Origin of the sequence: Corynebacterium tuscaniense DNF00037, assembly GCF_000759055.1 — a bacterium.
GTDB classification, from domain to species: domain Bacteria; phylum Actinomycetota; class Actinomycetes; order Mycobacteriales; family Mycobacteriaceae; genus Corynebacterium; species Corynebacterium tuscaniense.
Genome location: NZ_JRNG01000048.1, coordinates 1 through 21,938, shown reverse-complemented (window position 1 = coordinate 21,938; position 21,938 = coordinate 1). Strand labels below are relative to the sequence as shown.

General features: G+C 61.6%; 20 protein-coding genes, 1 tRNA gene and 1 other RNA gene. 11 read left to right on the top strand and 11 right to left on the bottom strand.

Translation table 11 applies throughout. From position 1 onward, the window contains the following. The first annotated feature begins 353 nt into the window (after positions 1 to 353). Positions 354 to 893, top strand: a complete 540-nt coding sequence (locus HMPREF2129_RS09320) for an RNA polymerase sigma factor (protein ID WP_034665892.1) — start codon at positions 354 to 356, stop codon at positions 891 to 893. On the opposite strand, the gene HMPREF2129_RS09315 is transcribed toward HMPREF2129_RS09320, so the two are convergent. Both HMPREF2129_RS09315 and HMPREF2129_RS09310 read right to left on the bottom strand, forming a co-directional pair. After that, positions 890 to 1,921 (bottom strand): aspartate-semialdehyde dehydrogenase, encoded by a 1,032-nt coding sequence (locus HMPREF2129_RS09315; RefSeq protein WP_034665887.1) that lies wholly within the window; start codon positions 1,919 to 1,921, stop codon positions 890 to 892. The genes HMPREF2129_RS09320 and HMPREF2129_RS09315 overlap by 4 nt on opposite strands. A gap of 40 nt (positions 1,922 to 1,961) precedes the next feature. Further along, positions 1,962 to 3,227 (bottom strand): aspartate kinase, encoded by a 1,266-nt coding sequence (locus HMPREF2129_RS09310; protein WP_034665885.1) that lies wholly within the window; start codon positions 3,225 to 3,227, stop codon positions 1,962 to 1,964. A gap of 130 nt (positions 3,228 to 3,357) precedes the next feature. Between HMPREF2129_RS09310 and HMPREF2129_RS09305 the strand changes: the two genes are divergently transcribed. Continuing rightward, on the top strand, positions 3,358 to 4,215 hold the full coding sequence (locus tag HMPREF2129_RS09305; RefSeq protein WP_034665882.1) for a DMT family transporter: 858 nt from the start codon (positions 3,358 to 3,360) through the stop codon (positions 4,213 to 4,215). A 2-nt stretch (positions 4,216 to 4,217) separates the two neighbouring features. On the opposite strand, the gene HMPREF2129_RS09300 is transcribed toward HMPREF2129_RS09305, so the two are convergent. Further along, complete coding sequence (locus HMPREF2129_RS09300; protein WP_034665880.1) at positions 4,218 to 4,658, bottom strand: DUF2871 domain-containing protein; 441 nt, start codon at positions 4,656 to 4,658, stop codon at positions 4,218 to 4,220. Between the two features lie 372 nt (positions 4,659 to 5,030). On the opposite strand from HMPREF2129_RS09300, the gene leuA reads away from it, so the two are divergent. From leuA to HMPREF2129_RS09275, 5 genes are all read left to right on the top strand, one after another. Further along, positions 5,031 to 6,869, top strand: coding sequence for a 2-isopropylmalate synthase (leuA, locus tag HMPREF2129_RS09295; RefSeq protein ID WP_034665877.1), 1,839 nt, complete (start codon positions 5,031 to 5,033; stop codon positions 6,867 to 6,869). Positions 6,870 to 6,932: 63 nt separating this feature from the next. After that, on the top strand, positions 6,933 to 7,937 hold the full coding sequence (locus HMPREF2129_RS11165; protein ID WP_034665875.1) for a hypothetical protein: 1,005 nt from the start codon (positions 6,933 to 6,935) through the stop codon (positions 7,935 to 7,937). Beyond that, the gene (locus HMPREF2129_RS09285; protein ID WP_052093098.1) at positions 7,931 to 8,950 is read left to right on the top strand and encodes a DNA polymerase III subunit epsilon; all 1,020 of its coding nucleotides are present in this window, start codon (positions 7,931 to 7,933) and stop codon (positions 8,948 to 8,950) included. Before HMPREF2129_RS11165 ends, HMPREF2129_RS09285 begins: the two co-directional genes overlap by 7 nt. A gap of 46 nt (positions 8,951 to 8,996) precedes the next feature. Next, on the top strand, positions 8,997 to 10,289 hold the full coding sequence (locus tag HMPREF2129_RS09280; RefSeq protein WP_034665873.1) for a Mur ligase family protein: 1,293 nt from the start codon (positions 8,997 to 8,999) through the stop codon (positions 10,287 to 10,289). After that, the gene (locus HMPREF2129_RS09275; RefSeq protein WP_034665870.1) at positions 10,282 to 11,004 is read left to right on the top strand and encodes a type 1 glutamine amidotransferase; all 723 of its coding nucleotides are present in this window, start codon (positions 10,282 to 10,284) and stop codon (positions 11,002 to 11,004) included. The genes HMPREF2129_RS09280 and HMPREF2129_RS09275 overlap by 8 nt, the downstream gene beginning before the upstream one ends. 704 nt (positions 11,005 to 11,708) lie before the next feature. Here the strand turns inward: HMPREF2129_RS09275 and recR are convergent. The 3 genes from recR to HMPREF2129_RS09260 are packed head-to-tail and all read right to left on the bottom strand — an operon-like array spanning position 11,709 to position 15,010. Next, complete coding sequence (recR, locus tag HMPREF2129_RS09270) at positions 11,709 to 12,344, bottom strand: recombination mediator RecR (RefSeq protein WP_034665867.1); 636 nt, start codon at positions 12,342 to 12,344, stop codon at positions 11,709 to 11,711. Positions 12,345 to 12,403: 59 nt separating this feature from the next. Further along, positions 12,404 to 12,763: a YbaB/EbfC family nucleoid-associated protein gene (locus HMPREF2129_RS09265; RefSeq protein WP_034665864.1), complete on the bottom strand. Its 360-nt coding sequence runs from the start codon at positions 12,761 to 12,763 to the stop codon at positions 12,404 to 12,406. A gap of 57 nt (positions 12,764 to 12,820) precedes the next feature. Then, positions 12,821 to 15,010 carry a DNA polymerase III subunit gamma and tau gene (locus HMPREF2129_RS09260; RefSeq protein ID WP_034665862.1) on the bottom strand — a complete coding sequence of 730 codons (2,190 nt, stop codon included), beginning with the start codon at positions 15,008 to 15,010 and terminating at the stop codon, positions 12,821 to 12,823. Between the two features lie 93 nt (positions 15,011 to 15,103). On the opposite strand from HMPREF2129_RS09260, the gene HMPREF2129_RS09255 reads away from it, so the two are divergent. Next, complete coding sequence (locus HMPREF2129_RS09255; RefSeq protein WP_034665859.1) at positions 15,104 to 15,349, top strand: ribbon-helix-helix domain-containing protein; 246 nt, start codon at positions 15,104 to 15,106, stop codon at positions 15,347 to 15,349. Between the two features lie 340 nt (positions 15,350 to 15,689). Here the strand turns inward: HMPREF2129_RS09255 and HMPREF2129_RS09245 are convergent, their stop codons facing one another. After that, positions 15,690 to 17,081 (bottom strand): FtsX-like permease family protein, encoded by a 1,392-nt coding sequence (locus tag HMPREF2129_RS09245; protein WP_084576781.1) that lies wholly within the window; start codon positions 17,079 to 17,081, stop codon positions 15,690 to 15,692. Then, positions 17,078 to 17,758 (bottom strand): ABC transporter ATP-binding protein, encoded by a 681-nt coding sequence (locus tag HMPREF2129_RS09240; RefSeq protein WP_034665852.1) that lies wholly within the window; start codon positions 17,756 to 17,758, stop codon positions 17,078 to 17,080. The genes HMPREF2129_RS09245 and HMPREF2129_RS09240 overlap by 4 nt, the downstream gene beginning before the upstream one ends. Before the next feature lie 91 nt (positions 17,759 to 17,849). Here HMPREF2129_RS09240 and HMPREF2129_RS09235 point away from each other — a divergent pair, with 91 nt between their 5' ends. Continuing rightward, complete coding sequence (locus tag HMPREF2129_RS09235) at positions 17,850 to 18,527, top strand: sensor histidine kinase (protein ID WP_034665849.1); 678 nt, start codon at positions 17,850 to 17,852, stop codon at positions 18,525 to 18,527. Next, positions 18,524 to 19,168: a response regulator transcription factor gene (locus HMPREF2129_RS09230; RefSeq protein ID WP_034665847.1), complete on the top strand. Its 645-nt coding sequence runs from the start codon at positions 18,524 to 18,526 to the stop codon at positions 19,166 to 19,168. Before HMPREF2129_RS09235 ends, HMPREF2129_RS09230 begins: the two co-directional genes overlap by 4 nt. Positions 19,169 to 19,182: 14 nt before the next feature. Here the strand turns inward: HMPREF2129_RS09230 and HMPREF2129_RS09225 are convergent, their stop codons facing one another. The 3 genes from HMPREF2129_RS09225 to ffs all read right to left on the bottom strand — a co-directional run bounded on the left by HMPREF2129_RS09225 (position 19,183) and on the right by ffs (position 21,179). Then, positions 19,183 to 19,728, bottom strand: coding sequence for a suppressor of fused domain protein (locus HMPREF2129_RS09225; protein WP_034665845.1), 546 nt, complete (start codon positions 19,726 to 19,728; stop codon positions 19,183 to 19,185). Next, the gene (locus HMPREF2129_RS09220) at positions 19,728 to 20,999 is read right to left on the bottom strand and encodes a PLP-dependent aminotransferase family protein (protein ID WP_034665842.1); all 1,272 of its coding nucleotides are present in this window, start codon (positions 20,997 to 20,999) and stop codon (positions 19,728 to 19,730) included. The genes HMPREF2129_RS09225 and HMPREF2129_RS09220 overlap by 1 nt, the downstream gene beginning before the upstream one ends. Positions 21,000 to 21,080: 81 nt before the next feature. After that, positions 21,081 to 21,179: signal recognition particle sRNA small type (gene ffs, locus HMPREF2129_RS10895), an RNA gene on the bottom strand. Between the two features lie 158 nt (positions 21,180 to 21,337). On the opposite strand from ffs, the gene HMPREF2129_RS09215 reads away from it, so the two are divergent. Then, positions 21,338 to 21,423: transfer RNA gene (locus HMPREF2129_RS09215), tRNA-Ser, on the top strand. The last annotated feature ends 515 nt before the right edge of the window (positions 21,424 to 21,938 follow it).

Sequence of the window (21,938 nt, the reverse complement as noted above, 5' to 3'; positions counted from 1 at the left end):
CTAAACCGAAAACCAAAAACGCGCAGCTAGGGGCCGAAAAGCCTGTGGATAACCCAAAAATCCATCCACAGGCCCCGCGCGCCAGAACTTGCCACGTAGCCAGATGACGTGCACAAACAGCCCGGTTCCCTACAAAACGAAAAAAGTTTCAAACATTTGGCGCGGAACCAAACCGACGACGATTGCGGTTTAACTCTGTTTCCCCGAAGCTCCCAAGAACAGTAAAAGGGCCCAGTCATCGGCGCTCTCCTTTTAAGTGGAGGTTCAACGGCTGAGCCCGTTGGCAGCAGACTAGCACGGCAGCTTCCATCAAGGGGTCGCCGAATTCGCTGCTGGTAACGTCATCTTCCGTGATGAAGAGGGACGATGCCTACGTGACGGAGTTGGCGCTGCGCGCTGGCCGTGGCGATAAGCAGGCGTTGTCTGAGTTCATTCGCGCGACGCAGGAGGATGTGTGGCGGCTGCTTGCGCATCTTGGGGGCCGGGAGCATGCGGATGATTTAACGCAGGAGACGTATTTGCGTGTGATGGGTTCGTTGCCGCGGTTTGCGGCTCGGTCGAGTGCGCGTACGTGGTTGTTGTCGTTGGCCCGCCGCACGTGGGTGGATTCGGTGCGGCATGACATGGCGCGGCCGCGTAAGGCTGCGGTTGAGTATGACGATGTCGCAGGGCAGCAGCCGAGCCCCGATAATTCGAATACGTGGAGTGAAGTGTTGGATGCGCGTTCGCTTCTCGACGGTCTGCCGGCCGAACGTCGAGAAGCCCTCATCCTCACCCAGGTCCTGGGCTATACGTATGAGGAGGCGGCGAAGATCGCTAACGTGCGTGTGGGCACGATCCGTTCGCGTGTGGCTCGCGCCCGCCGGGATCTTGTGGCGGGCGCAGGGGATTAAACTAGCAGCTCAGCAATCTGAATCGTGTTGAGCGCTGCACCCTTGCGCAGGTTGTCGCCGGAGACGACGAAGACGAGGCCACGGTTGCCGTCCACGACTTGGTCTTGGCGGATGCGGCCGACGAGGGAGTCGTCCTTGCCTGCGGCGTCGAGCGGGGTGGGTACGTCAACAACGGTGACACCAGGCGCGGCGTCGAGAACGCGCTTGGCTTCGTCCGGGGTGATTTCACGCTCGAACTCGGCGTGTACGACCATGGTGTGGCCGGTGAATACCGGGATGCGGACGCAGGTGCCGGAGACTTTCAGATCGGGTAGGCCGAGGATCTTGCGGGATTCGTTGCGGAGCTTTTGTTCTTCGTCGGTTTCAAAGGTGCCGTCATCAACGAGGTTGCCGGCCATCGGCAGTGCGTTGAAGGCGATGGGCGCGACGTAGGGGCCGAGGTCAGCTGGAGACAACACGGAGCCATCGTGGGTGAGGTCTACATTGTGGTCGCCTACCTCAGCAACTTGCTTCGCCAGCGTTTCCACACCGGCCAGGCCCGAGCCGGAGACTGCCTGGTAGGAGGCGACGCGCATGGTGGCGAGCCCGGCAGCGTCGTGAAGCGCCTTGGCTACAGGCATGACTGCCATCGTTGTGCAGTTGGGGTTGGCAATAATCCCTTTTTTCAGGCCTTTGACCGCATCCGGGTTGACCTCGGAGACGATGAGCGGGACGTCCTCGTCCTTGCGCCATGCGGAGGAGTTGTCCACCACGGTAGCGCCCGCTTCAGCGAAAACGGGGGCCCATTCCTTTGAGGTGGAACCGCCAGCGGAGAAAAGTGCAATGTCAACGTCCTGCACGGATTCGGGCGTGACCTGGGTGAGGTCCTCCACCACGATCTGCTCACCGCGAAACTCAAGTTCCTTACCGGCTGAGCGCGGGGAGGCGAAGAAACGGACTTTGTCCGCGGGGAAGTTACGCTGCTCCAAAATATCGCGCATGACCTGCCCGACCTGGCCGGTTGCGCCGACGACTGCGACGGTAGTCATTGAATTACTCCAATCTGCTTTCGTTTATCGCGGATGGGCTTTAGCGCCCGGTCCCTGCATAGACCACGGCTGGCTCGTCGCCGCCGAGGTCGAACTTCTCGTGGATCTCGCGCGCGGCATCCTCCATGTCCGCACGGCGAACAACGGCGGTGATGCGGATTTCAGAGGTGTTGAGCATGCCAATGTTGATGCCCTTGTCGCGCAGCGCCTCGGTGAATTCGGCGGTGACGCCCGGGTGGGATTTCATGCCGGCACCGATGAGGGAGACCTTGGCAATCTCATCGTTGTAGGTGACATTCTGCCAGCCTTCGCGCTGCACCAGGTCTTCGAGCAGCTTCATGCCGCGCGGGCCATCAGCGATGGGGAGGGTGAAGGTAATGTCAGTGGTGTTGTCATGCAACGACGAGGTGTTCTGCAAGACCATGTCAATGTTGATCTCTGCATCAGCGAGCACGCGGAACACCTTCGCGGCTTCACCCGGCACGTCCGGGATGCCGAGGACGGTGATTTTTGCCTCAGAGTCGTCGGTAGCCACACCAACCAGAACTGCTTCTTCCATGGGGATATCCTCCATCGCTCCGGACACCAGCGTGCCGGGGTCGTTGCTGTAAGACGAGCGTACTCGCATGGGAACATTGAATGCGCGGGCGTATTCGACGCTGCGCAGAACCAGAATTTTTGAGCCGGACGCGGCTAGCTCAAGCATCTCCTCGAAACAGAGGTGTTCGAGCTTCTTCGCATCAGAGACGATGCGTGGGTCAGCGCTGTACACACCGTCAACGTCGGAGTAGATCTCGCACACGTCAGCTTCCAGGGCCGCGGCCAGCGCCACCGCGGTGGTATCGGAACCGCCGCGGCCAAGGGTGGTCACGTCACGGGTAGCACGGTTGACGCCCTGGAAGCCGGCGACGATGGCGATCTTGCCTGCGTCAATGGCCTCTTGCACGCGCCCGGGGGTCACCTCAAGGATGCGGGCGTTGCCGTGGCGTTCGGTGGTGATCACGCCGGCCTGCGAACCGGTGAAGGATTGTACGGGCGCGCCGTAGGACGCGATGGCCATTGCCACCAGGGAGTTGGAAATGCGCTCACCCGCCGTCAACAGCATGTCCATTTCACGCGGGGGTGGCGTGGGGTTGACCTGCGCTGCTAGATCTAAAAGCTCATCCGTCGTGTCGCCCATCGCGGAGCAGACAACCACAACATCATTGCCCGCTTTTTGCGTATCGACGATCCGTTTCGCCACCGCACGGATCCTTTCCGCGCTCTCGAGAGAGGACCCGCCGTACTTCTGGACGATCAGTGCCACAGTTCGCCTTTCTTCTATCCCGGGCCACGAATATGAAAGCCCCGTATCTACCCGAACAATGTGCGGTACCTACTTTACGGGTACGCGCCCCAAGTTTTGTTGTCATACATTCACCAACAGGTTGACTACCATGCTGTGCGTGCATAACAACACCCTCGCTGTAGTCTTCGCCCTTTTATCGGCGCTGACTATCGCCATTGGTACGGTGTGGCGCCACCAAATTGTTCTTCGCCACAACGCAGAGCATGAAGACTCTGTCGGTGCGATCGGCGCACTCAAACGCCCCGTCTGGTGGCTGTCCCTTTCTTTGGCGTGGCTCGCCTACGGTTTTCAGGCGGTGGCGCTCAGCTTCGGTGCACTTCTCGTGGTGCAGCCCGTACTGGTGCTGTCACTGCTGATGACGTTGATTTTGTCGGCCCGAGTGGAAAAACGGCGGATGGAGCTCGATGAATCGTTCTGGGCAACAGTCCTCACTATTGCGGTAGGTGTGCTGGTGATTCTGGGGCGGCCAACACCCGGCACGCGCATGGCGTCGGGCTCGGAATGGCTCCTGGCCGTGGGGGTTGGGGTGGCGGCGATGGTGGTCACCGTGATCGTCGCAAAGCGACAAGCTTCCGTTTTTCGCGCTTTTCTTTTGGGCGCGGTGTGCGGTGCGATCTTTGGCTACTTGGCGGTGTTTTCCAAAACGACCGTTGACGCATTCGTGCGGGGTGGCCTGACAGAGTTGGTCACGACCTGGCCTTTGTACGCGCTGCTCGCGGCTGCTGTGGTGGGCACGATTGTGCAGCAATACGCCTTCGGGGCAGGCAACCTTTCGCAGTCCCTGCCCGCAATGAAAATCTTTGAGCCACTTTTGGCCTACACGCTTGGTATGGTGCTGTTGGGCGAAAAATTTATCGTCACCACCATATCGGGCTGGGCCCTCATGGCAGTGGCGGTCATAGCAATGTTCGCCGCAACGTATTTCCTGTCGCGGAAGTCGGTTTAGCCCTAGGCGTTCACAGGGGTTGCCTCAGTGGCTGGCTGCTTGATAGCGCGACCCAGCGCAATGATGAAGCAGGCCAGGCCGATGGTGAGGAAGATGTGGCCAAGCCCAGCGATACCGGAGATCATCGCGTTTCCCTCCTGCCCCAACACCGTGAGGCTGCCGTGCCACACCATCATGGCGGTGGTGACAATGACGCCGAGGTTGTACGTCCAGAAGAAGGTGGTGAACAGCTTTCCGGCGCGCGATACTGCAAAGGCTTTCTCCAGCGCCAGGAAGATGAGGAAGGCGAAGAAACCCAACATGAGCAGGTGCGTGTGGGTCACGCCGAGCTGGGTGAACTCGCCTGCGGGGAAGTCCTGGATCTTGGTGAATTCGCGGTAGTAGAGGCCAGCGCACAGGCCCAGGATCAAATAAACAACGGCGGATTGGTACAGGGCCTTCATGGCAAACTCCTTCCCAGCCGACATGCCGGCTGGTGATCAATGAAAGAAACGCGATTTGTAAATGCAAGCGCTATCCTAACCGTCAAAAAGATGTCGTTCAAAAGATGTAGGGTGCCCTAACATGCACGTAAAGCACACCTAATACTCACGTAATGCTTGCGCGAGCCTGCTTCTTGGCTACGATGTGAACCATGTCATCGGCTCACGCACCGCGTGTGGCGGCTCACCACCAAGGAGCTGCCCTACTTCTAAGCCGCGGCGGGTTCTAGGCCACCACTTCACGGCCGGCACCCCGTCGCGGAGTTTGTTATGCCGGCCGTGCCTCACTTTTCACTCCTGATTTTCAAGGACCTAGTTTTTAAGGATCTAGCCATGACCCCTTCCGATTCCCACATTGCACCGCCCGCTGAAACCCGCAAGCCTAACGGCCCACGTAATCCAGGCCAGCCGGCGTGGAACACTCAGCGTGGCTCCTCAATGCCCTTTGAGCGCTACTTGCCTTTTGCCAAAGAGGTCGAGGACATCACGTTGCCGGACCGCACCTGGCCGGACAAGAAGATCACCGTGGCACCGCAGTGGTGCGCGGTGGATCTGCGCGACGGCAACCAGGCGTTGATTGACCCGATGAGCCCGGAGCGCAAGCGCCGCATGTTCAAGCTGCTCGTGGAGATGGGCTACAAGGAAATTGAGGTTGGTTTCCCCTCCGCTTCCCAGACGGACTTCAACTTTGTGCGCGAGATCATCGAAGAGAACATGATCCCGGAGGACGTGACCATTCAGGTTCTGGTCCAGGCGCGAGAGCACCTCATCCGCCGCACCTTTGAGGCATGCGCTGGTGCGCCGCGCGTGATCGTGCACTTTTACAATTCCACTTCGAAGCTACAGCGTGAAGTGGTGTTCCGCAAGGACCGCGCGGCGATCAAGCAGTTGGCTACGGATGCGGCTGAGCTGATCAAGAACATTGCGAAGGATTACCCGGACACCCACTGGCGTTGGGAGTACTCGCCGGAATCCTTCACCGGCACGGAGCTGGACTTCGCCGTTGAGGTGTGTGACGCGGTGGTGGACGTCATGGAGGCCACCCCGGAGGACCCCATGATTATCAACCTGCCGGCCACGGTGGAAATGATCACTCCAAACGTCTACGCGGATTCCATTGAGTGGATGCACCGCAACTTTAAAAAGCGTGATTCCATCATCTTGTCCCTGCACCCCCACAATGACCGCGGTGAGGGCGTCGCGGCGGCGGAGCTGGGTTACCTGGCCGGCGCGGATCGCATTGAGGGCTGCCTCTTTGGCAACGGTGAGCGCACCGGCAACGTGGATTTGGTCACCTTGGGCCTGAACATGCTCACTCAGGGCGTTGACCCGCAGATTGATTTCTCTGACATCGCCGGCATCCGTGAGACGGTGGAGTACTGCAACCAGTTGCGTGTACCGGAGCGTCACCCCTACGGCGGTGACTTGGTGTTCACGGCGTTCTCTGGTTCACACCAAGACGCAATCAATAAGGGGCTCGACGCTTTGGCGCAGAAGGTCCGCCCGGATGCGTCCTCCACAGATGTGGCATGGGAGGAGCTGCGCGAAACTGTGTGGGAGGTCCCGTACCTGCCCATCGACCCGAAGGATGTGGGCCGCGATTATGAGGCAGTGATTCGCGTGAACTCCCAATCGGGCAAGGGTGGTGTGGCTTACATCATGAAGACAGACCACGGAATCAATATGCCCAAGCCGATGCAGGCGGAGTTCTCCTCTGTCGTGCAGGCCATCACGGACTCAGAGGGCGGCGAGGTCAATTCCAAGAACATGTGGGATGTCTTCGCCGGTGAGTACCTGGATGTGGAAACCCCGCTTGAGCTGGTCAGCCTCCACGTGGATGCGGCTGAGACCGATGAGGATGAAGCAACGGTGAAGGCCGGTGTGGTTTACAACGGTGCAACCACCACGATCACAGGTTCCGGTAATGGCCCGATCGCTGCTTTCGCCGATGCGCTGCGCGGCCTTGGCTTGGACTATGAGGTGACGGACTACAGCCAGCAGGCACGCACGGCTGGCGGGGATGCGGATGCTGTGTGCTTCATCCGCTCCACTGTCGCCGGCTCGGATGCGTGGGGTGTGGGCATTGCTGGTTCCACCACTCGCGCGTCCATTAAAGCAATGGTCTCTGCCGCTAACCGCAGCCTGAATATCAGGCAGCCTTTGGGCCAGTAACTATCCGCGACTAGGCTCTTTTATAAGAGCTTTGTTTATGGTTTCACGCGGATGGGAGGCGACATGAGTAAGGATGCTGCTAATGCAGGTAGTAATCGCACTGAACTGTCCCCGCATACTCAAAGTGTGTGGTTGCCAACAGGCACTCCCCGCGTGATTCACCTCGATGAAGCTGGCGTGGCAGCTACTGGTGTGCGGACCGATGGGGCGCGTGTTGCCGTGGAGATCGGTTTCGATGCCGCCGGTGAGGTTGTCGCCCGCATGGACGGCACGATCGTGGGTGAATTGGATGGTTCTGCAGGCATTGAGCTCAGCCCGTCCTTGCGCATGCTGGAAAGTCGCGGGTTGATCGCGCTTGCGCACGGCGTTTTTTCGCTTGTCGACGGCGCACCGGTCCTCACCATCCACGCCGATCCCCTCGGCCCGGTGCCCGCTGATCTCCCCGTTTTACCGGGACCAGTTCCAACGCCAACACCGGCACCGGCTTCGGTTCCTCTTTCACACAACGAGGCTTTCGCAGCTGACGCTGTGGCGGAAGAAGCAGCGCAGGAAGCGGATGTGGAGCGTGCAGCGCACCGTGGTGTTACGCGACGGATTGACCTGTCGTCTTTCCTCAATATGCAGGTGGCGTCCGTGTTGTGTGCTGCCATCGCGTTGGGCGTGGTGGGGTTGATCGCATATTCCACTGGTGTTGATGAGCGTGCCCGTGAAATCAATGCGTATGTGAGTGATTCCAGCTCGACGAACACTACGAGTTCAGCGTCCTCATCACAGCCGACGGCTTCAACGGAAAAGTCTCCGACATCGGAAACACATTCCTCTTCATCGGAGCCCGAGCCTGAGCCCGAGCCGGTGAATCCGAACCCGGCACCTGTTGAGCCTAATTACATTCCTGCCCCGGCTCCCCCACGAGCAGCCGTTCAGCCAGCACCACCAGCACCTGCTCCGGCACCAGCTCCTGCGCCGGCGCCGGCACCAGCTCCCGCTCCTGCACCGGCTCCTGCTCCTGCTCCGCGCCCGAACCCGAATGCACCTGCACCCATTCCGATTTTGGAGCTGCAGTGGTAGACAACGACACACCAGTCGCGGAGTTGAACCTCACGGAGCTTTACCCGTACGTGGCGCTGTACCCACAAGCAACAAATATTCATCCGAACACCGGACGCTTAGTCACCCTTGATGGTGTGGCCTTCAATGATGCGGGTGAGATTGGGGATGAGTTCCACGCCATCTTCAACACTGGTGGGGACCCAGGTCCACGGCACATGCACGGTGTGGAGTACAGCCTGTTTGACCGTGCACCAAAATTCGGGCGCCGCCTGCGTACCCTGGACCGCTTCATTGATGGGCGTACGCTCATTGTCCACGATGCGCCTTTTGCGTGGGGTTTCATCGTGTCCGAATCGCGCCGCGCAATGAACGCTGCAGCGCGGTCAAACCGTTCCCGTAACCGCAGGCAGGGGCGGCGGAGGCAGCGGGTGGGGCATGTGCCGGCGCCGATTGGGATCGTCGATACGCTTGCAACGGCCCGGAAACAAGGAACCGTAACCACGGATGCGCGCCTTGAGGCTGTGGCCGCGAAAGCCGGCATTGAGCTGCCGCCCGCCGAGGCAAGTGCTGCGCGTGCAACAGAGCCCGAGGAGACAACCTCGCGCGCGCGAAGCCTCGCGTTGATGCAGCTTTACCTGCACCAACGTGAGGCCGTCGAGCTTGTCACGCGCACTCCCGATGAATTGACCAATGACCGGTTTGGGCTACAGCGTTCCCGCGTCCGCGTTCAAGCGGAGAAGGCCGAGCCAACGAAGGGCAATCCAGGCATATACACCGCAAGATCTGGGCTGCGCCCCGGCATGGAAGTGGTGGTCACGGACGATGTTGCCGTGGACCATGATGAGATCGTGCAAGCCATCCTGGACGCGGACATGGTGTACACGGAAAAGCTCTCGCGTGAAACATCGCTGGTGATCAGCAACATCACCGGCCCCGCATCGCAACTGCGTGGCAAGGCTATGCACGCGGAACGCAAGAACATTCCACTCCTGACCGACGACGAGTTTTTCACCATCCTGCGCAACCAATAAGCGCGCCCTCGCGGTGCCTACCTGAGATCGTCTAAGGTTTTATCCCATGAGTTCGAGCACCCCCGGCACTGGAAAAGCAGGGCCGTTTCAACGTTTGCGTTCCACAGTCGCGGTGACCGCGGCAAAGCTCGCAACCACCGCTTCCCGCGCAACTGGGCGCGGTGCTGGTGGCATGATCGGCGGTTTGGTCGCCGGCGCGATCGACCCGAATATTCTGGACGAGCTTGCTGGCCGGCCGACCATCCTGGTCACTGGCACAAATGGTAAATCCACCACTACCCGCATGCTGGTGAGCGCCCTGCGTACCAAGTTCACCGTCGCTTCCAACGATGGTGGTGACAACATGGATGCAGGCATCATCTCCGCCCTCCTGGCTGACTCTTCTGCGTCGCACGTGGTCCTGGAGGTGGATGAACTGCACGTGCCCGCCATCGCGCAACGGCTCAAACCAGAAGCCCTCGTGCTGCTCAACCTCACACGCGACCAGCTTGACCGCGTGGGGGAAATCAACTCCATCGAACGCGCCCTACGCAAGACCGTGGAAATGCACCCGAGCATGACCGTGGTGGCCAACTGTGATGATGTGCTGATGACCTCCGTGGCCTTCGACGCTCCGCGCGTTGTCTGGGTCTCCGCCGGCGCCGGCTGGTTGGGCGATTCCGTATCCAATCCCCGCGGCGATGGGCACATCGTGCGCACCTCCGAGGACTGGTACGCCACCAAACCGCTCAAAGACGGCCGAGAGTTCCGCCGCCCCACCCCGCAGTGGAGCGTGACCGATGAGGGCCTAACCGCCCCCGATGGCACCACCCATCCCCTCGACCTTGCTCTGCCGGGCCGCGCCAACCGCGGTAACGCCGCCCAAGCTGTCGCCGCCGCCGTGGACGTGTACGGCGTGGACACCGCCGCCGCCATCGCGGCAACGGAGCAGGTCGATGACGTCGCCGGCCGCTACACCACCATCACCTGGGGCGACCGCGACATCCACCTGCTCCTGGCCAAGAACCCCGCCGGCTGGCAGGAAGCACTGTCCATGGTGAACCGGGAGGCCGACGGCCTCGTCATCGCCGTCAACGGTCAACAAGGCGACGGCGAAGACCTCTCCTGGCTTTGGGACGTCAAGTTTGAGGAGTTCGATGACATCGCTGTGAAAGCCTCCGGCGAGCGCGGCACCGACCTCGCAGTACGCCTGCTTTACGCCGGCATTTCGCACGAACTCATCCACGATCCGCTGAAAGCCATTCAGGCCTGCCCACCCGGCAAGATCGAGGTCCTAGCCAACTACACCGCACTGCTCAACCTTAAAACTGCGCTGCTCAAGGAGGTTTCCCATGGCTGAGAAACTAACCATCGGCCTCATCCTGCCCGACATCCTGGGCACCTACGGCGATGACGGCAACGCCCTCGTCCTCCGCGGCCGCGCCCGCATGCGCGAGATCAACGCCGAAATCATCCCCATCAAACTCGGCGACCCCGTCCCCGACGACCTCTCCGCCTACACCCTCGGCGGCGGCGAAGATTCCGCGCAGGTCCTCGCAGCCTCACACCTCATCGCCGACGGTGGACTTACCCGCGCCGCCGCCAACCAGCGCCCCATCTTCGCAGTGTGCGCCGGCCTGCAGGTCCTTGGCGTTTCCTTCCGCGCGCACGGCAAGCTCGTCGACGGCCTCTCGCTTATCGACGCCACCACCTCCTCCCTCCCCTCCCGCTCCATCGGCGAAGTAGTATCCACCCCCACCCGCGCCGGCATCACCAAAGAGTTGTCGCAGCCCCTCACCGGTTTTGAAAACCACCTTGGCGGCACCGTCCTTGGCCCCGACGCCCAACCCCTAGGCACAATCCGCACCGGTAACGGCAACGCCACCGGCGGCACCAATGGTGAAGGCGTTGTCCAAGGCAGCGTCATCGCCACTTACATGCACGGCCCCGCCTTGGCCCGGAACCCGGAGCTGGCCGACCTCATCCTCGCCCGCGCCCTCGGTGTCGCCCTCGCTGACCTCGAACCCCTCGAGCTACCCGAGGTTGACCGCCTCCGCGCCGAGCGCATGCGCTAAGTCTTCCCCCGCTTCCCTGCCCCCTTCGGCCCTTCCTCTGCGCCCGCGCTCTGTGCCCCACCCTGCCTCGGCGCCTTGCGCCCGCGCCCTGCCCTTCCTCCGCGCCCTGCGCCCCGCCTTCGCCGGACTTCCCTGGGTTCCCCCTTCCACCCCCTCCGCCACCGTTTCGGGGGAAGTTAGTCCCGTTCGAAGCGCCCCCGCGAAACCCCAGGTCAAATGTTTCCCGTGTGACTGGAGGGACTCATCTCGCGGACGGAACTAACCTGCCCATAACTTGAGGGCAGCGATGACCGGCGGCGCTCCTCCGCTCGCCCGCTCCCCACTTCCTTCGTCCCATTCTTCCCCTGCTTCCCCCTCCCACATCCCCGTGCACGTTTCCCCGCTTTCGCCACGCTTTCTCTCCTGCCCTTCGAGGAAGTTAGTCCCGTCTGAAATCGGTCCCTAAAATCCCAGGTCAAATGTTGTTCATGTGAATGGTGGGATTCATTGCGTGGACGGGACTAACCTGCCCACGGTTGGTGCCACGGGTGGGCCGACGGTAGACAAGTGAACAGACGGACAAGTGAACAGACGGATAGGTTGGCGCGGAGGCGGGATGACAGGCGCGAGGCGGAGGAAGACTAATAAGCGCGGGAGCAGGGGTGGCAGGCGCGGCCTAGTGGGCAGGCGGCTGGCGGCCGGCGGGCCGCTGGTAGCAGCAAGTACTACAGTTTCAGGCGGCCGGTGAGGGCGCGCGACAGGGTGAGTTCATCCACGAACTCCAAGTCCCCGCCCAAGGGCATACCCGAGGCTAGGCGGGAGACGGTGAGGTCGGGGAAGTCCCTCAACAGCCGTGCAAGGTAGGAAGCCGTGGCCTCCCCCTCGGTGTCCGGGTCTGTAGCCAGAATGACCTCGTGGATCACAGGGTTATCCTCCGGCGCAACGCCATCACGATCTGGCAGGACACCGCCGATGCGCTGTAGCAAGGTGGAGATGGCAAGATCCTTGGGGCCCACATTGGCCAAGGGGTCCAGTGCCCCTCCGAGCACGTGGTATCGGCCGGTGTACTCCCCCGTCCGCTCAATGACCTGGATGTCCTTTGCGTCTTCCACTACGCAGATCAGGCCAGCATCCCGGCCACTATCGGCGCACACGCGGCAGATCTCTTCGCGGGAGACGTTATTGCAGATCCGGCAGAAGGCAACTCCGTCACGGACAGCAGCCAGGGCTGCTCGCAATCTATCGATGTCATCCGGATCCGTTTTCAGGAGGTGGAACGCAATGCGCTGTGCGCTTTTGGGGCCGACGCCGGGTAGGCGAGAAAATTCGTCGATAAGGTCCTGGAGCGGGCCTTCAAACATGGTTCCTCCTCGCAGAAAAACGGGGCCCTAAGGCCCCGTAAATCTTAATTTGCCTAGGACTAGTTGCCGCCGAACATCTTGGCAAAATCATTGCCATCATCGGTTTGCGGCTGAGTCAGCGGACCGATCTTCTCCTGCGCGAGCTGGCCAGCCTTGGCGTGCGCATCGCGGTAAGCAGCGAGGATGAGATCCTGCAGAGTCTCCACGTCATTAGGGTCCACTGCCTCCGGACTAATGGTCAGGTCCGTGATCTCAGCGCCACCGGTCATGGTGACAGTGACAAGACCGCCACCCGCGGTGCCCTGGACAACAGCGGCGAGGATCTCTTCCTGTGCACGCTGGATCTGTGCCTGAACCTCAGTCGCCTGGCGGATGAGTTCCTGCATATCGGGCATTCCGGACTGCTCTGGCTGCGTCATAGTGTGTACCTTTCTTCACAACTTTTGTTAGATCTGGGCCCTAGTGTACCGGCTGTTTTACAGCGGTCGCGCGCCGAGTTCCTCGGCAAGCAAGTCCATGGCCACCTCGGTCGGGTTGCGCCGGTCAATTTCGCCAGCCTCCATTGACTGGTCGACCATGTCACGCTCTTCGTCTTCCCGGGTGTACCCGGGTTCCGGCGCCTCGCTCGGAACATCCGGGTCCGCGGGTTCTGGAGGCAGTGGAGCACCATCACTGAAATGGGCCGGGGCGGGTTCATCCCCACCTACCTTCCGCGGTGGACGCGACCATGGATTGGCTGGTGTTGATTTTGCTGCATCAGCGGCAGCCGCCACGGCGGCCGCGGCACCCGTTTCAGTTGGCCCTTGGCTTGGCGTTGGCTCCTGCTTCTGAGGTGCTTCCGTTGCTTCTGCTTCAGCCTCGGAGACCAACGGGTTCCATGCCGCCGGTTCATCCTTTGCCGGGCTGAAGCCCTCTGCTTTTGGGTCCGTGCCCACCACACAACGCACAGCGATAGCGGTACCCAGCTTCTCGCTCAGCGCAGCAACAATGTCCTTGTTGTTGTGCTCGGAGTTGATACGCTCCGCCAACGCGCCGGTGTTGTGGCCCACCACCAAGGTGGTGCCTTCCATGCCTAACGGCTTGGCCTCCGCGAGCATGATCTCAGCGACCTTGTTCCGCTCACCCACAAACTGCCGCAGGGTGATCCATTCCTTGTGGATGCGCTGCATTAAGTCCTCACCTGGCTCGGCCTCAGGCTGGGACGGTTCTGGCTGAGGTGCAGATGCGGGCTCGGATGTCGGCTCAGGTTTCGGCTCCGGAGTTGGAGCGGAGACGGGCGCCGACTGAGGTGCAGGCTGAGGCGCGGGCTCAGGAGCAGCAGCGGGCTCAGGAGCAGCAGCAGGCTCAGGAGCAGCAGCAGGCGCAGGCTCCGGCGTCCGCGCAGGCGCGGGTTTGGGCGCCTCGCGCGGGGCGGGGGTGGACTGGGACGCCGGCTTCACGGTGGCTTGGACTGCGGCTGCGGCGGCTAAAGCAGCGGCGGCACCGCGGGGTTGGTCGCCCACGCCGGTGGCGGCGGCGGAGGCGTCGCGGATTTCTTCCAGGCCGGTGATCGTGGCCGGGGTTTGTGTGCCGGCGGCGACGCCGAGGAGATGCGCCATCATGATTTCTAGCAGCAGGCGCGGGGAGGTGGCGCCGCGGAGGGAGGTGATGCGCTCGTTGACCTCGGTGGCTAGGGCGGCGATCTGGTTGCCGGGGAATTTGTCGGCTTCGGTAGCGAGGATCTGGGCGCGGTCGGTGGGGGCATCCACGAGGCCCTGGCCGAAGGCATCTGGGACGGCGTGAATGATCATCAGGTCACGCAGGCGGTCCAGCAGATCGATGGCAAAACGGCGGGGTTCGTGGCCGGCTTCGATCACATCGTCGACGGTTTGGAAGAGGGCGGCGGCGTTGTGGGAGGCGAGGGCGTCCACGGTTGCGTCGATAAGCGAGAGATCGGTGACCCCAAGGAGCGGTAAGGCGAGCTCATACGTGAGACCCTCGGGGCCGGCGCCTGCGAGGAGTTGGTCGAGGATGGACAGCGTGTCACGCGGCGACCCACCACCGGCGCGGATGACCAGCGGGTACACATTTTCGTCGACGGTGACGCCTTCCGCGGCGACCGTGCGCTCGACGAGTTGGCGCATTGCCTGCGGCGTCAGCAGGCGGAAGGGGTAATGGTGGGTGCGCGAACGGATGGTGCCGATGATTTTTTCCGGCTCCGTCGTGGCAAAAATGAACACGAGGTGCTCCGGCGGCTCCTCCACGATCTTGAGCAGGGCGTTCGCGCCCGCGCCGGTGATCATGTGGGCCTCGTCGATAATAAACACGCGGTAGCGCGATTCTGCCGGAGCGAAATAGGCGCGTTCACGCAGCTCACGCATCTCATCCACGCCACCGTTCGAGGCGGCGTCCATCTCCGTCACATCAAGGTTGCCCGGCCCACCCGGCGCGAGCGACACACACGACGGGCACACACCACACGGCGTTGATGTCGGGCCTTCCGCACAGTTCAATGAACGCGCCAAAATGCGTGCCGACGACGTCTTGCCCGTGCCCCTCGGCCCCGAGAACAAATAAGCGTGATTAACACGCCCATTGTCCAGCGCTGTGGACAGCGGGCGGGTCACCTGCTCCTGCCCAATCATCTCGGCGAACGAGGCTGGGCGATACTTCCGGTACAAAGCCACGGTCTCACCCTACTAGGCGCCTAGGACACGCAACGTGGGCCTGTCCGTAAACGGGCATTGCCTACGCAGATATTTTCGTTATACAGTATTCCTATGCCTGTGAACGCCAGCCAAGAACAAATCGACGCTTGGGTTGCGGAGGCCGAAATCGGTTACGACCCAGAGCTTCTAAAGAAGCGCGGCCGCGGACGCCCGGGACGGGGAATGACCCCAGCACAGGTCGTTGCTGTTCGCCTTACTGACGATGAGCTGAAAGCACTCGATGATCTCGCCACCAAGAAGAACCTGACCCGGTCCGAGCTCATCCGCCAAGCAATCGAAGCTTTCACCGCAGCATGAGATGTGCGAAGTCCGCCACCAAACATGGCATCACAGAATCTGATGGCATTCAGGCGGCCTCGAACCCCATATGGGTCGAGCCACTCGACGATGAAACGACCCAATGGAGGGAACTGAGACTCGGCTTTGACACACATGCCAGGCTCCTTGAGACGGTCGTTGTAGTCGCAGAAGACGGGGACGAGCTGCTCATCCACTCTATGAAAGCCCGTCCACAATATTCACGTCTCCTCGAATAGGAATACTCGCCCGACTCTTGGCTCAAGGCCAAAGCACTCTAGATTTGCTCAGTTCATGCGGTCTAGTTCATGCAGATCAGTTCATACACAGCAGCGAGGCACTAGTCGTTGAGGCGACCGGTCTCGGCCAGCACCCGCTCGCGGAGCTTGCCCGTGGCGGCGACGGCGGCAATGCAGCCTGCGAGCACAAGCAAGATCAGCGCTGCGAAGAGGGTGAGCTGGGGTAACACGTCGACGGGAACGGCGACCATGACGGAGCCCAGCAGGTTGCCCATGCCGAAGCCCAATAGGGTGACCAGGGCCATCGGTACGCCGATCTCCCGGATGGCCACGGAGGTGTGGTATTTCGCGGGCGCACCAATGAAGTAGAGGGACTTGGTCAAATGTTTCTGCTCCACCACTGCCAATGCCTGAGTAAGCAGTGTAGAGGCGACGAGAAGAATGGCACCGAAGATCGCGGTGAGGGCCACACCAGCGGGAATATCGGCGGTGATCATCTTTAGGGCCGGATCCTCTTCCACTTCTGGAAGGGCAGAAATCCAGCTACAGAAGCCAGCGGTGAATGCAAGGAAGTACAACGCCGCGACACGCTTCCACGTTGTCTTTGCACCACGTCCGACGCGGCGGGTGGCCACGTAGTTGGCGGAGCCAGGAAGCAGGTAGCTGAATCGGGCGATCAACTGGATCACGCCGACGGCAATGAGAGCGTTGACCGTCAATACGCCGGCAACGATGACGAGCACCATTATGAATTCGGCGGCATCGGCCCCCGGGGCGAGCGTGAGTGCGCTCAAGTAGCGGTACAAGACAATCATGGCCACGACAGAGCTGACCAGAGTGATCAAGCTTTGCCCCTTTGGCGGGATCTTCTTGGTCACTCCCAGCGGGGTAACGGCCACACGCCGCAGAGCCAGCCACACGGACGCGGCGGCCAAAGCGAGCACCACGATCCAGGCGACAGGCACAACCCACCAGGTGAACATCTCCCATGTGCCGATGCGCTTTTCTTGGAAAGTCAGTAGCGACCACGCAGGCACACTGACCAGGTACAGCACAGTGCCAAGCCCGAGGCCGACGAGTGCCTGGCGCAACGCATCGAGAATCATCATCCCGCGTACTTGACCGGAGGTCGCGCCGATAAGACGCAGGATCGCCAACTGTTCTTCGCGGCCGCCGAGATTCGCACGCGCAGCCTGAGTGAGCAAGCCGAGCAAGGTTGGCACCACTAGCAGTGACGCGAAGAGAGCGAGGAAGACGTAGCTCAACGTAATTGGGCCGCCGAGGTCTGCTTCGATGGCTCTCACCGCCTCATGCGGGTGCCACATGCGTTGCGCGAACATCCATGTTCCGGCAGCCAGAGTGCACAGGATCCAGGTGGACACCGAAAATGCCATGAGTGACAAAGCACGCACCCAGCGTTCACCGGTCTGGCGCTGCGCACGGCCCTCTGTGGAGGAGGACTGCGCAGCGGTCATTAATGTCATCGCGCTCATGCCTGCACCGCCTTCGTGGCGCCCTCGGAGTGGATAAGGCCGTCGCGAGTTTCGATCCGGCGGTCGCACCACTGGGCGATCTTCGGGTCGTGGGTGACCAGCACGAGCGTCACCCCGAATTTCTGGGCAACGGCGGTGATCTGCTGCATCACCTCGTGGCCGGTGGCCTGGTCAAGCGCGGCGGTCGGCTCGTCGGCAAAGACCACGGACGGAGGCCCGGCCAGCGCACGCGCAATGGCGACGCGCTGGCCCTGCCCGCCGGAGAGCTGCCCCGGGAAGCGGTCCACAAAGCTGCCAAGACCTAGACGGGTGAGCATGTCTGTCGCCTCCGCGTGAGCCTTCGCGCGGGATTCACCCCGCATGATCTGCGGCAGCGCCACATTCTCCTTCGCAGTCAGCTCAGGCATGAGCTGCCCGTCCTGGAAGATGAAGCCGAAGTGGTCGAGGCGGAGTTGGGACCGGTCCGCGTCGTTAAGCTGTGCGATGTCGCGTCCGGTGAAGCGGACCTCCCCGTGGTCGGGCACGAGCACCCCCGACATGCAGTGAAGCAGCGTTGATTTGCCGGAGCCGGACGGTCCCATGATCGCGACGGATTCGCCTGGTTCGATGTTCAGGCTGATGCCTTCGAGGACCCGTTGCTGGGTGAATGATTTGGTGATGTCGTTCAGTTCAAGCATGGTTCCATTTCACCGCCTGCTGCGCGCGGCCGCCATGGCGCAGGCTCCCAAATACGGGTAGTGCTAGCACTACCCCGCTACCCTCGTGTGCATGTGGCGGAAGAAGAACCACGAGCGCGAGGCGGCGCGAGCAATTCACCAGCTCACGGCGTCCCGGCGCAAGATCGCGGAAGCGTACGAGATCGAGCGCCTGCGCATTGAGCGCGACCTGCACGATGGCGCGCAGCAATATTTCGTGGCCGCTGCCATGAAGCTCGGCGAAGCACAGTTGGAGACCGACTCGCCGCTTCTCGACGCCGCCGCCCGCGACCTCAAAAACGGCCTCGACGCCCTCCGCCGTACCGTGCACGGCATTCACCCGCGCGAACTGACCGACCGCGGACTTATCGAAGCCGTGGAAACCGCCGCCGCGAAATACGGTCCGCACGTCACCGTCCGTGCCCCGCACGCGCTTCCGCTTATCGACGACTCCGTCCTCGCCGCCGCCTATTTCTTCACCTCTGAGGCCCTGACCAATGCCGCGAAGCATGCCCCTGGCGCGCCCGTTAGTGTGCTGATCACCTGCGATCACACGTTGAATGTCGCTGTCACTGACTCCGGCGACGGTGGCGCCCGCATTGTCCACGGTGGTGGGCTCGATGGCATGAGAGAACGCATCGCTGCATTCGGCGGGTCAATAGAAGTGCATTCACCCCACGGTGGCCCTACCACCGTCACCGCACGGATACCGTTGCTGCTGTACCGAGGAGAAAGTGGACTGGCACCATGAAGATCGTGATCGCTGATGACTCCGCCTTACTGCGTGAAGGGGTTGCGGGTCTGCTGACTCGGCGCGGCCACGAGGTCGTCGAGCAGGTTGGTGACGCAGATGCGCTACCCGGTGCGGTGGCGCAACACTCTCCTGACCTGGTGATCACTGATGTCCGCATGCCACCCACCATGCGCGACGATGGACTCCAAGCAGCCCTCGCGCTGCGCGAGCAGGGCCCTGTCAATGTGCTCGTCTTATCCCAATATGTCGCGCCTGCTTATGCGCGCGAATTGTTCTCCGGTGGCGACGGCGGGACCGGCTACCTGCTCAAAGACCGCGTTGCCGAGGTGAAAGACTTCGTCCAGGCATGCGAGACCGTCGCCAGCGGTGGCGTGGTCATCGACCCCGATGTCGCCAGTGAGCTCATGGCCGCCAGCTCACGTTGGCTGACCACGCTCACCCCACGCGAGCGCGAGGTGCTCGAGCTCATGGCCGAAGGCCTGTCCAATGCCGAGATCGCCGGGAAGCTCTATTTCTCTGGCGCCGCGGTGGCCAAGCATGTATCCAGCATCTTTGCCAAACTCGGGCTCACGCCCGATGAGGAGAACCGCCGCGTCCGCGCGATCCTCATGTACCTGTCTGAACGAGGGATCAGCTAGTAGCGTCAGATGGCCTAGTCGCGGTTCCAGTCCCCCAGGTCTGTGCTGCGGCGGCGTAAGCGGCGCTCTAACACGTCTAGGCCCTGCTCGGCGGCGATCCCATATTCCTCATCGGTGAGCAGCACCAGCTCCAGCAGTAGCGTCATCCGGCCCGGTTCCGTGATCATTGGGGTGCCGCGGTCGAAGATCTGCGGTTCACGCAGCAGGCCGTGGTGGATGGCTAGTGCCGGATCATCTACTAGCCCCGGCAGGAGTGTCTCCGGTTGGGCGGGTGTTTTGGTGTCCACTAGTGCGTGCCATGCTCTTGCTACCGCGATGGCGCGCTGTTCAGGGCTGGCGCCGGACGCGGCACAAATGATCTCACAGCGCACGTCCGTCGGGTGCTCGGAATCAGCATCCGGCCCGTCCACCATCAGCCCACTGTCCACATCGCTAAAGCCCACGCTCACGGCAGCAGGGACATCGGTAGACACGCCGATGAGGAAACCACCACCGGCATCTGCAACGTCGAGCGGGCCCAGCACACTGGTGAGCCAAGCAAGCCTTTCTTCAGGTTCCATTAGGCCTCAAGCTTCTCCAGTGCGGCGAGCAGGACGCAGGTGGCTACGCCGTCCATGGCGGTGCGGACTTCGCCGATAGGCGGAAGCGAGGGCGCAAGACGAATATTACGGTCGTTCGGGTCCTCCCCCTTCGGGAAGGCGGAGCCAGCCTTGGTTAGTGTGATGCCGGCCTCGCGGGCGAGCTCCCATACGCGGGTGGCGGTGCCGTCAACAACGTCGAGGGAGATGAAGTAGCCGCCGGTCGGAGTGGTCCAACGTGCAACGTTGTACTCGCCCAGGCGGCGCTCCAGGATGTCCAGGACGGCCTCGAACTTCGGCCGGAGGATCTGCGCGTGCTTCTGCATGTGCGCACGCACACCATCTGCACTGCCAAAGAATTTCGCGTGTGCCAGCTGGTTGATCTTGTTCGGGCCAATGCCACGAATACCAGCGACGGAGGCGTACCAGTCCAGGTCCTCCTTGGATGCGGCGAAGAAGGCTACGCCGGCGCCAGCGTACGTGATCTTGGATGTGGAGCTCATCACCCAGAAGCGGTTCGGGTTGCCGGCTTCGGCGGCGGCCGAAAGGACGTTAATAATCGGCGGAAAATCCTCGGTGAAGGTGTGAACGGCGTAGGCGTTATCCCACACGATTCGGAAGTCCGGCGCCGCTGTCTCCATCGAGGCGAGCTTGCGCGCAACCTCCTCAGTTACGGTGGCACCCGTCGGGTTAGCAAACATCGGCACAACCCACATGCCTTTGACCGCCGGGTCCTTGACCAGTTCGGCCACAGCATCCGCATCCGGGCCGTCTTCGAGCATGGGCACCGTGATCATCTCAAACCCGAACTGCTCGGTGATAGCAAAGTGGCGGTCATACCCCGGCACTGGGCAGATCCACTTCACGGTCTCCTCCGCGCTCCACGGGCGCTGCGAGTCATTGTTGCCAAAGGCATACGACCAGCTGATCAGGTCGAACATGATGTTCAGCGAGGAAGCATCGCCCGCGTACAGGTTCTCCGCCGGCACACCAATGAGCTCACCCCAGATGTCACGGATGTCCTTAATGCCCTGCAGGTTGCCGTAATTGCGCACATCCGCGCCCGTGGCATCCACATACGTGTCCTTGCCGGGCAGCTCCAGCAGATCATTACTCAGGTCTAGCTGCTCCGTCGACGGCTTACCGCGCGTCAAATCAAGGTTGAGGTTACGGGCCTTCAGCGCCTCATATTCCTCCCGCACCTTCGCGGTGAGCTCTTCGCGCGCAGCGGTATCCAAATCAAGCAAGGACATGGGATCACTTCCTTTTGGAGTGGATTCATTTACTCCGCCCAGAGTACATGCGCCCCGCCCACTCCCCTACCCCCTGTGGGAAAAATAAGGGGACCTCACGCACCTGCCAGAGCTCGTTGACCCTTGCTGCGTTCCCGCCCTGGGGGAGTTCACAAGATAAGCACCGCGTGAGATCCTGCGCCTGAGTGTAGTAGTTCCTGGCACCGTCTTCAAAAATCCCCCTTCTCGCTTATCGACGCCCACTCCAACCACCAATTTTGCCCCCTCCGCCCCATCCGCTAAAGTAATACCCCGACGCGTTCCGCGGGTACGCCCGCGGAACGAGAAAATGCGTCGTTGGAGGATTCGACTAGCGGCCTATGTCACACGCCTGGAACGCGTGCGGGTTTCACGACCCTCGTGGGTTCAAATCCCACATCCTCCGCAAATCCCCCAGCCCTGAATGTGCAGGTCTGGGGGCACTTTTGTTTTCAGCCCCAAGAACAAGGCTTAACCCAGGGTTTCCTGCCGCAGCAAAGAAAAAGAGGCTCCGGGCTCAGTGTGGGAGTATTGCGAAACTGTCGCGCGCGCATTAGCCTAAAACGTGACAGCACAGTTCATCTTTGAGTTGTGGCTGTACAATAAAAGGGCCCCAACGAGCGGCTACTCGTTGAGACCCTCGGGCCTTAAAGACCCATGTGAAGCATCACTGCAATGAGCTTCACTGTTACGGTCGCAAGTGTTATGACCTTGATTGCCACATCGAGCCATCTAAGCTTCGTGGCGTCAAGGTCTTTTCTTTTGCGTCCGGGTGTATCCAATGAGTGCTTACCCATTGTCTACCTCCCTTTGCGTCGTAGGGTTGTCCGCTCGCCTGAAAAGGGCGCGCGGAACGACCCACGTCACGCGCGGGCCTTACCGCGCACCGACGAGGAAGCCACGCCCACACCCCACCACAGG

Bases quoted from the DNA above. Each gene is read 5' to 3' on its own strand.
- HMPREF2129_RS09320 (WP_034665892.1), top strand. From the start codon at position 354: ATGAAGAGGGACGATGCCTACGTGACGGAGTTGGCGCTGCGCGCTGGC.
- HMPREF2129_RS09315 (WP_034665887.1), bottom strand. From the start codon at position 1,921: ATGACTACCGTCGCAGTCGTCGGCGCAACCGGCCAGGTCGGGCAGGTC.
- HMPREF2129_RS09305 (WP_034665882.1), top strand. From the start codon at position 3,358: ATGCTGTGCGTGCATAACAACACCCTCGCTGTAGTCTTCGCCCTTTTA.
- HMPREF2129_RS09300 (WP_034665880.1), bottom strand. From the start codon at position 4,658: ATGAAGGCCCTGTACCAATCCGCCGTTGTTTATTTGATCCTGGGCCTG.
- leuA (WP_034665877.1), top strand. From the start codon at position 5,031: ATGACCCCTTCCGATTCCCACATTGCACCGCCCGCTGAAACCCGCAAG.
- HMPREF2129_RS11165 (WP_034665875.1), top strand. From the start codon at position 6,933: ATGAGTAAGGATGCTGCTAATGCAGGTAGTAATCGCACTGAACTGTCC.
- HMPREF2129_RS09280 (WP_034665873.1), top strand. From the start codon at position 8,997: ATGAGTTCGAGCACCCCCGGCACTGGAAAAGCAGGGCCGTTTCAACGT.
- HMPREF2129_RS09275 (WP_034665870.1), top strand. From the start codon at position 10,282: ATGGCTGAGAAACTAACCATCGGCCTCATCCTGCCCGACATCCTGGGC.
- recR (WP_034665867.1), bottom strand. From the start codon at position 12,344: ATGTTTGAAGGCCCGCTCCAGGACCTTATCGACGAATTTTCTCGCCTA.
- HMPREF2129_RS09265 (WP_034665864.1), bottom strand. From the start codon at position 12,763: ATGACGCAGCCAGAGCAGTCCGGAATGCCCGATATGCAGGAACTCATC.
- HMPREF2129_RS09255 (WP_034665859.1), top strand. From the start codon at position 15,104: ATGCCTGTGAACGCCAGCCAAGAACAAATCGACGCTTGGGTTGCGGAG.
- HMPREF2129_RS09245 (WP_084576781.1), bottom strand. From the start codon at position 17,081: ATGAGCGCGATGACATTAATGACCGCTGCGCAGTCCTCCTCCACAGAG.
- HMPREF2129_RS09240 (WP_034665852.1), bottom strand. From the start codon at position 17,758: ATGCTTGAACTGAACGACATCACCAAATCATTCACCCAGCAACGGGTC.
- HMPREF2129_RS09235 (WP_034665849.1), top strand. From the start codon at position 17,850: ATGTGGCGGAAGAAGAACCACGAGCGCGAGGCGGCGCGAGCAATTCAC.
- HMPREF2129_RS09230 (WP_034665847.1), top strand. From the start codon at position 18,524: ATGAAGATCGTGATCGCTGATGACTCCGCCTTACTGCGTGAAGGGGTT.
- HMPREF2129_RS09225 (WP_034665845.1), bottom strand. From the start codon at position 19,728: ATGGAACCTGAAGAAAGGCTTGCTTGGCTCACCAGTGTGCTGGGCCCG.
- HMPREF2129_RS09220 (WP_034665842.1), bottom strand. From the start codon at position 20,999: ATGTCCTTGCTTGATTTGGATACCGCTGCGCGCGAAGAGCTCACCGCG.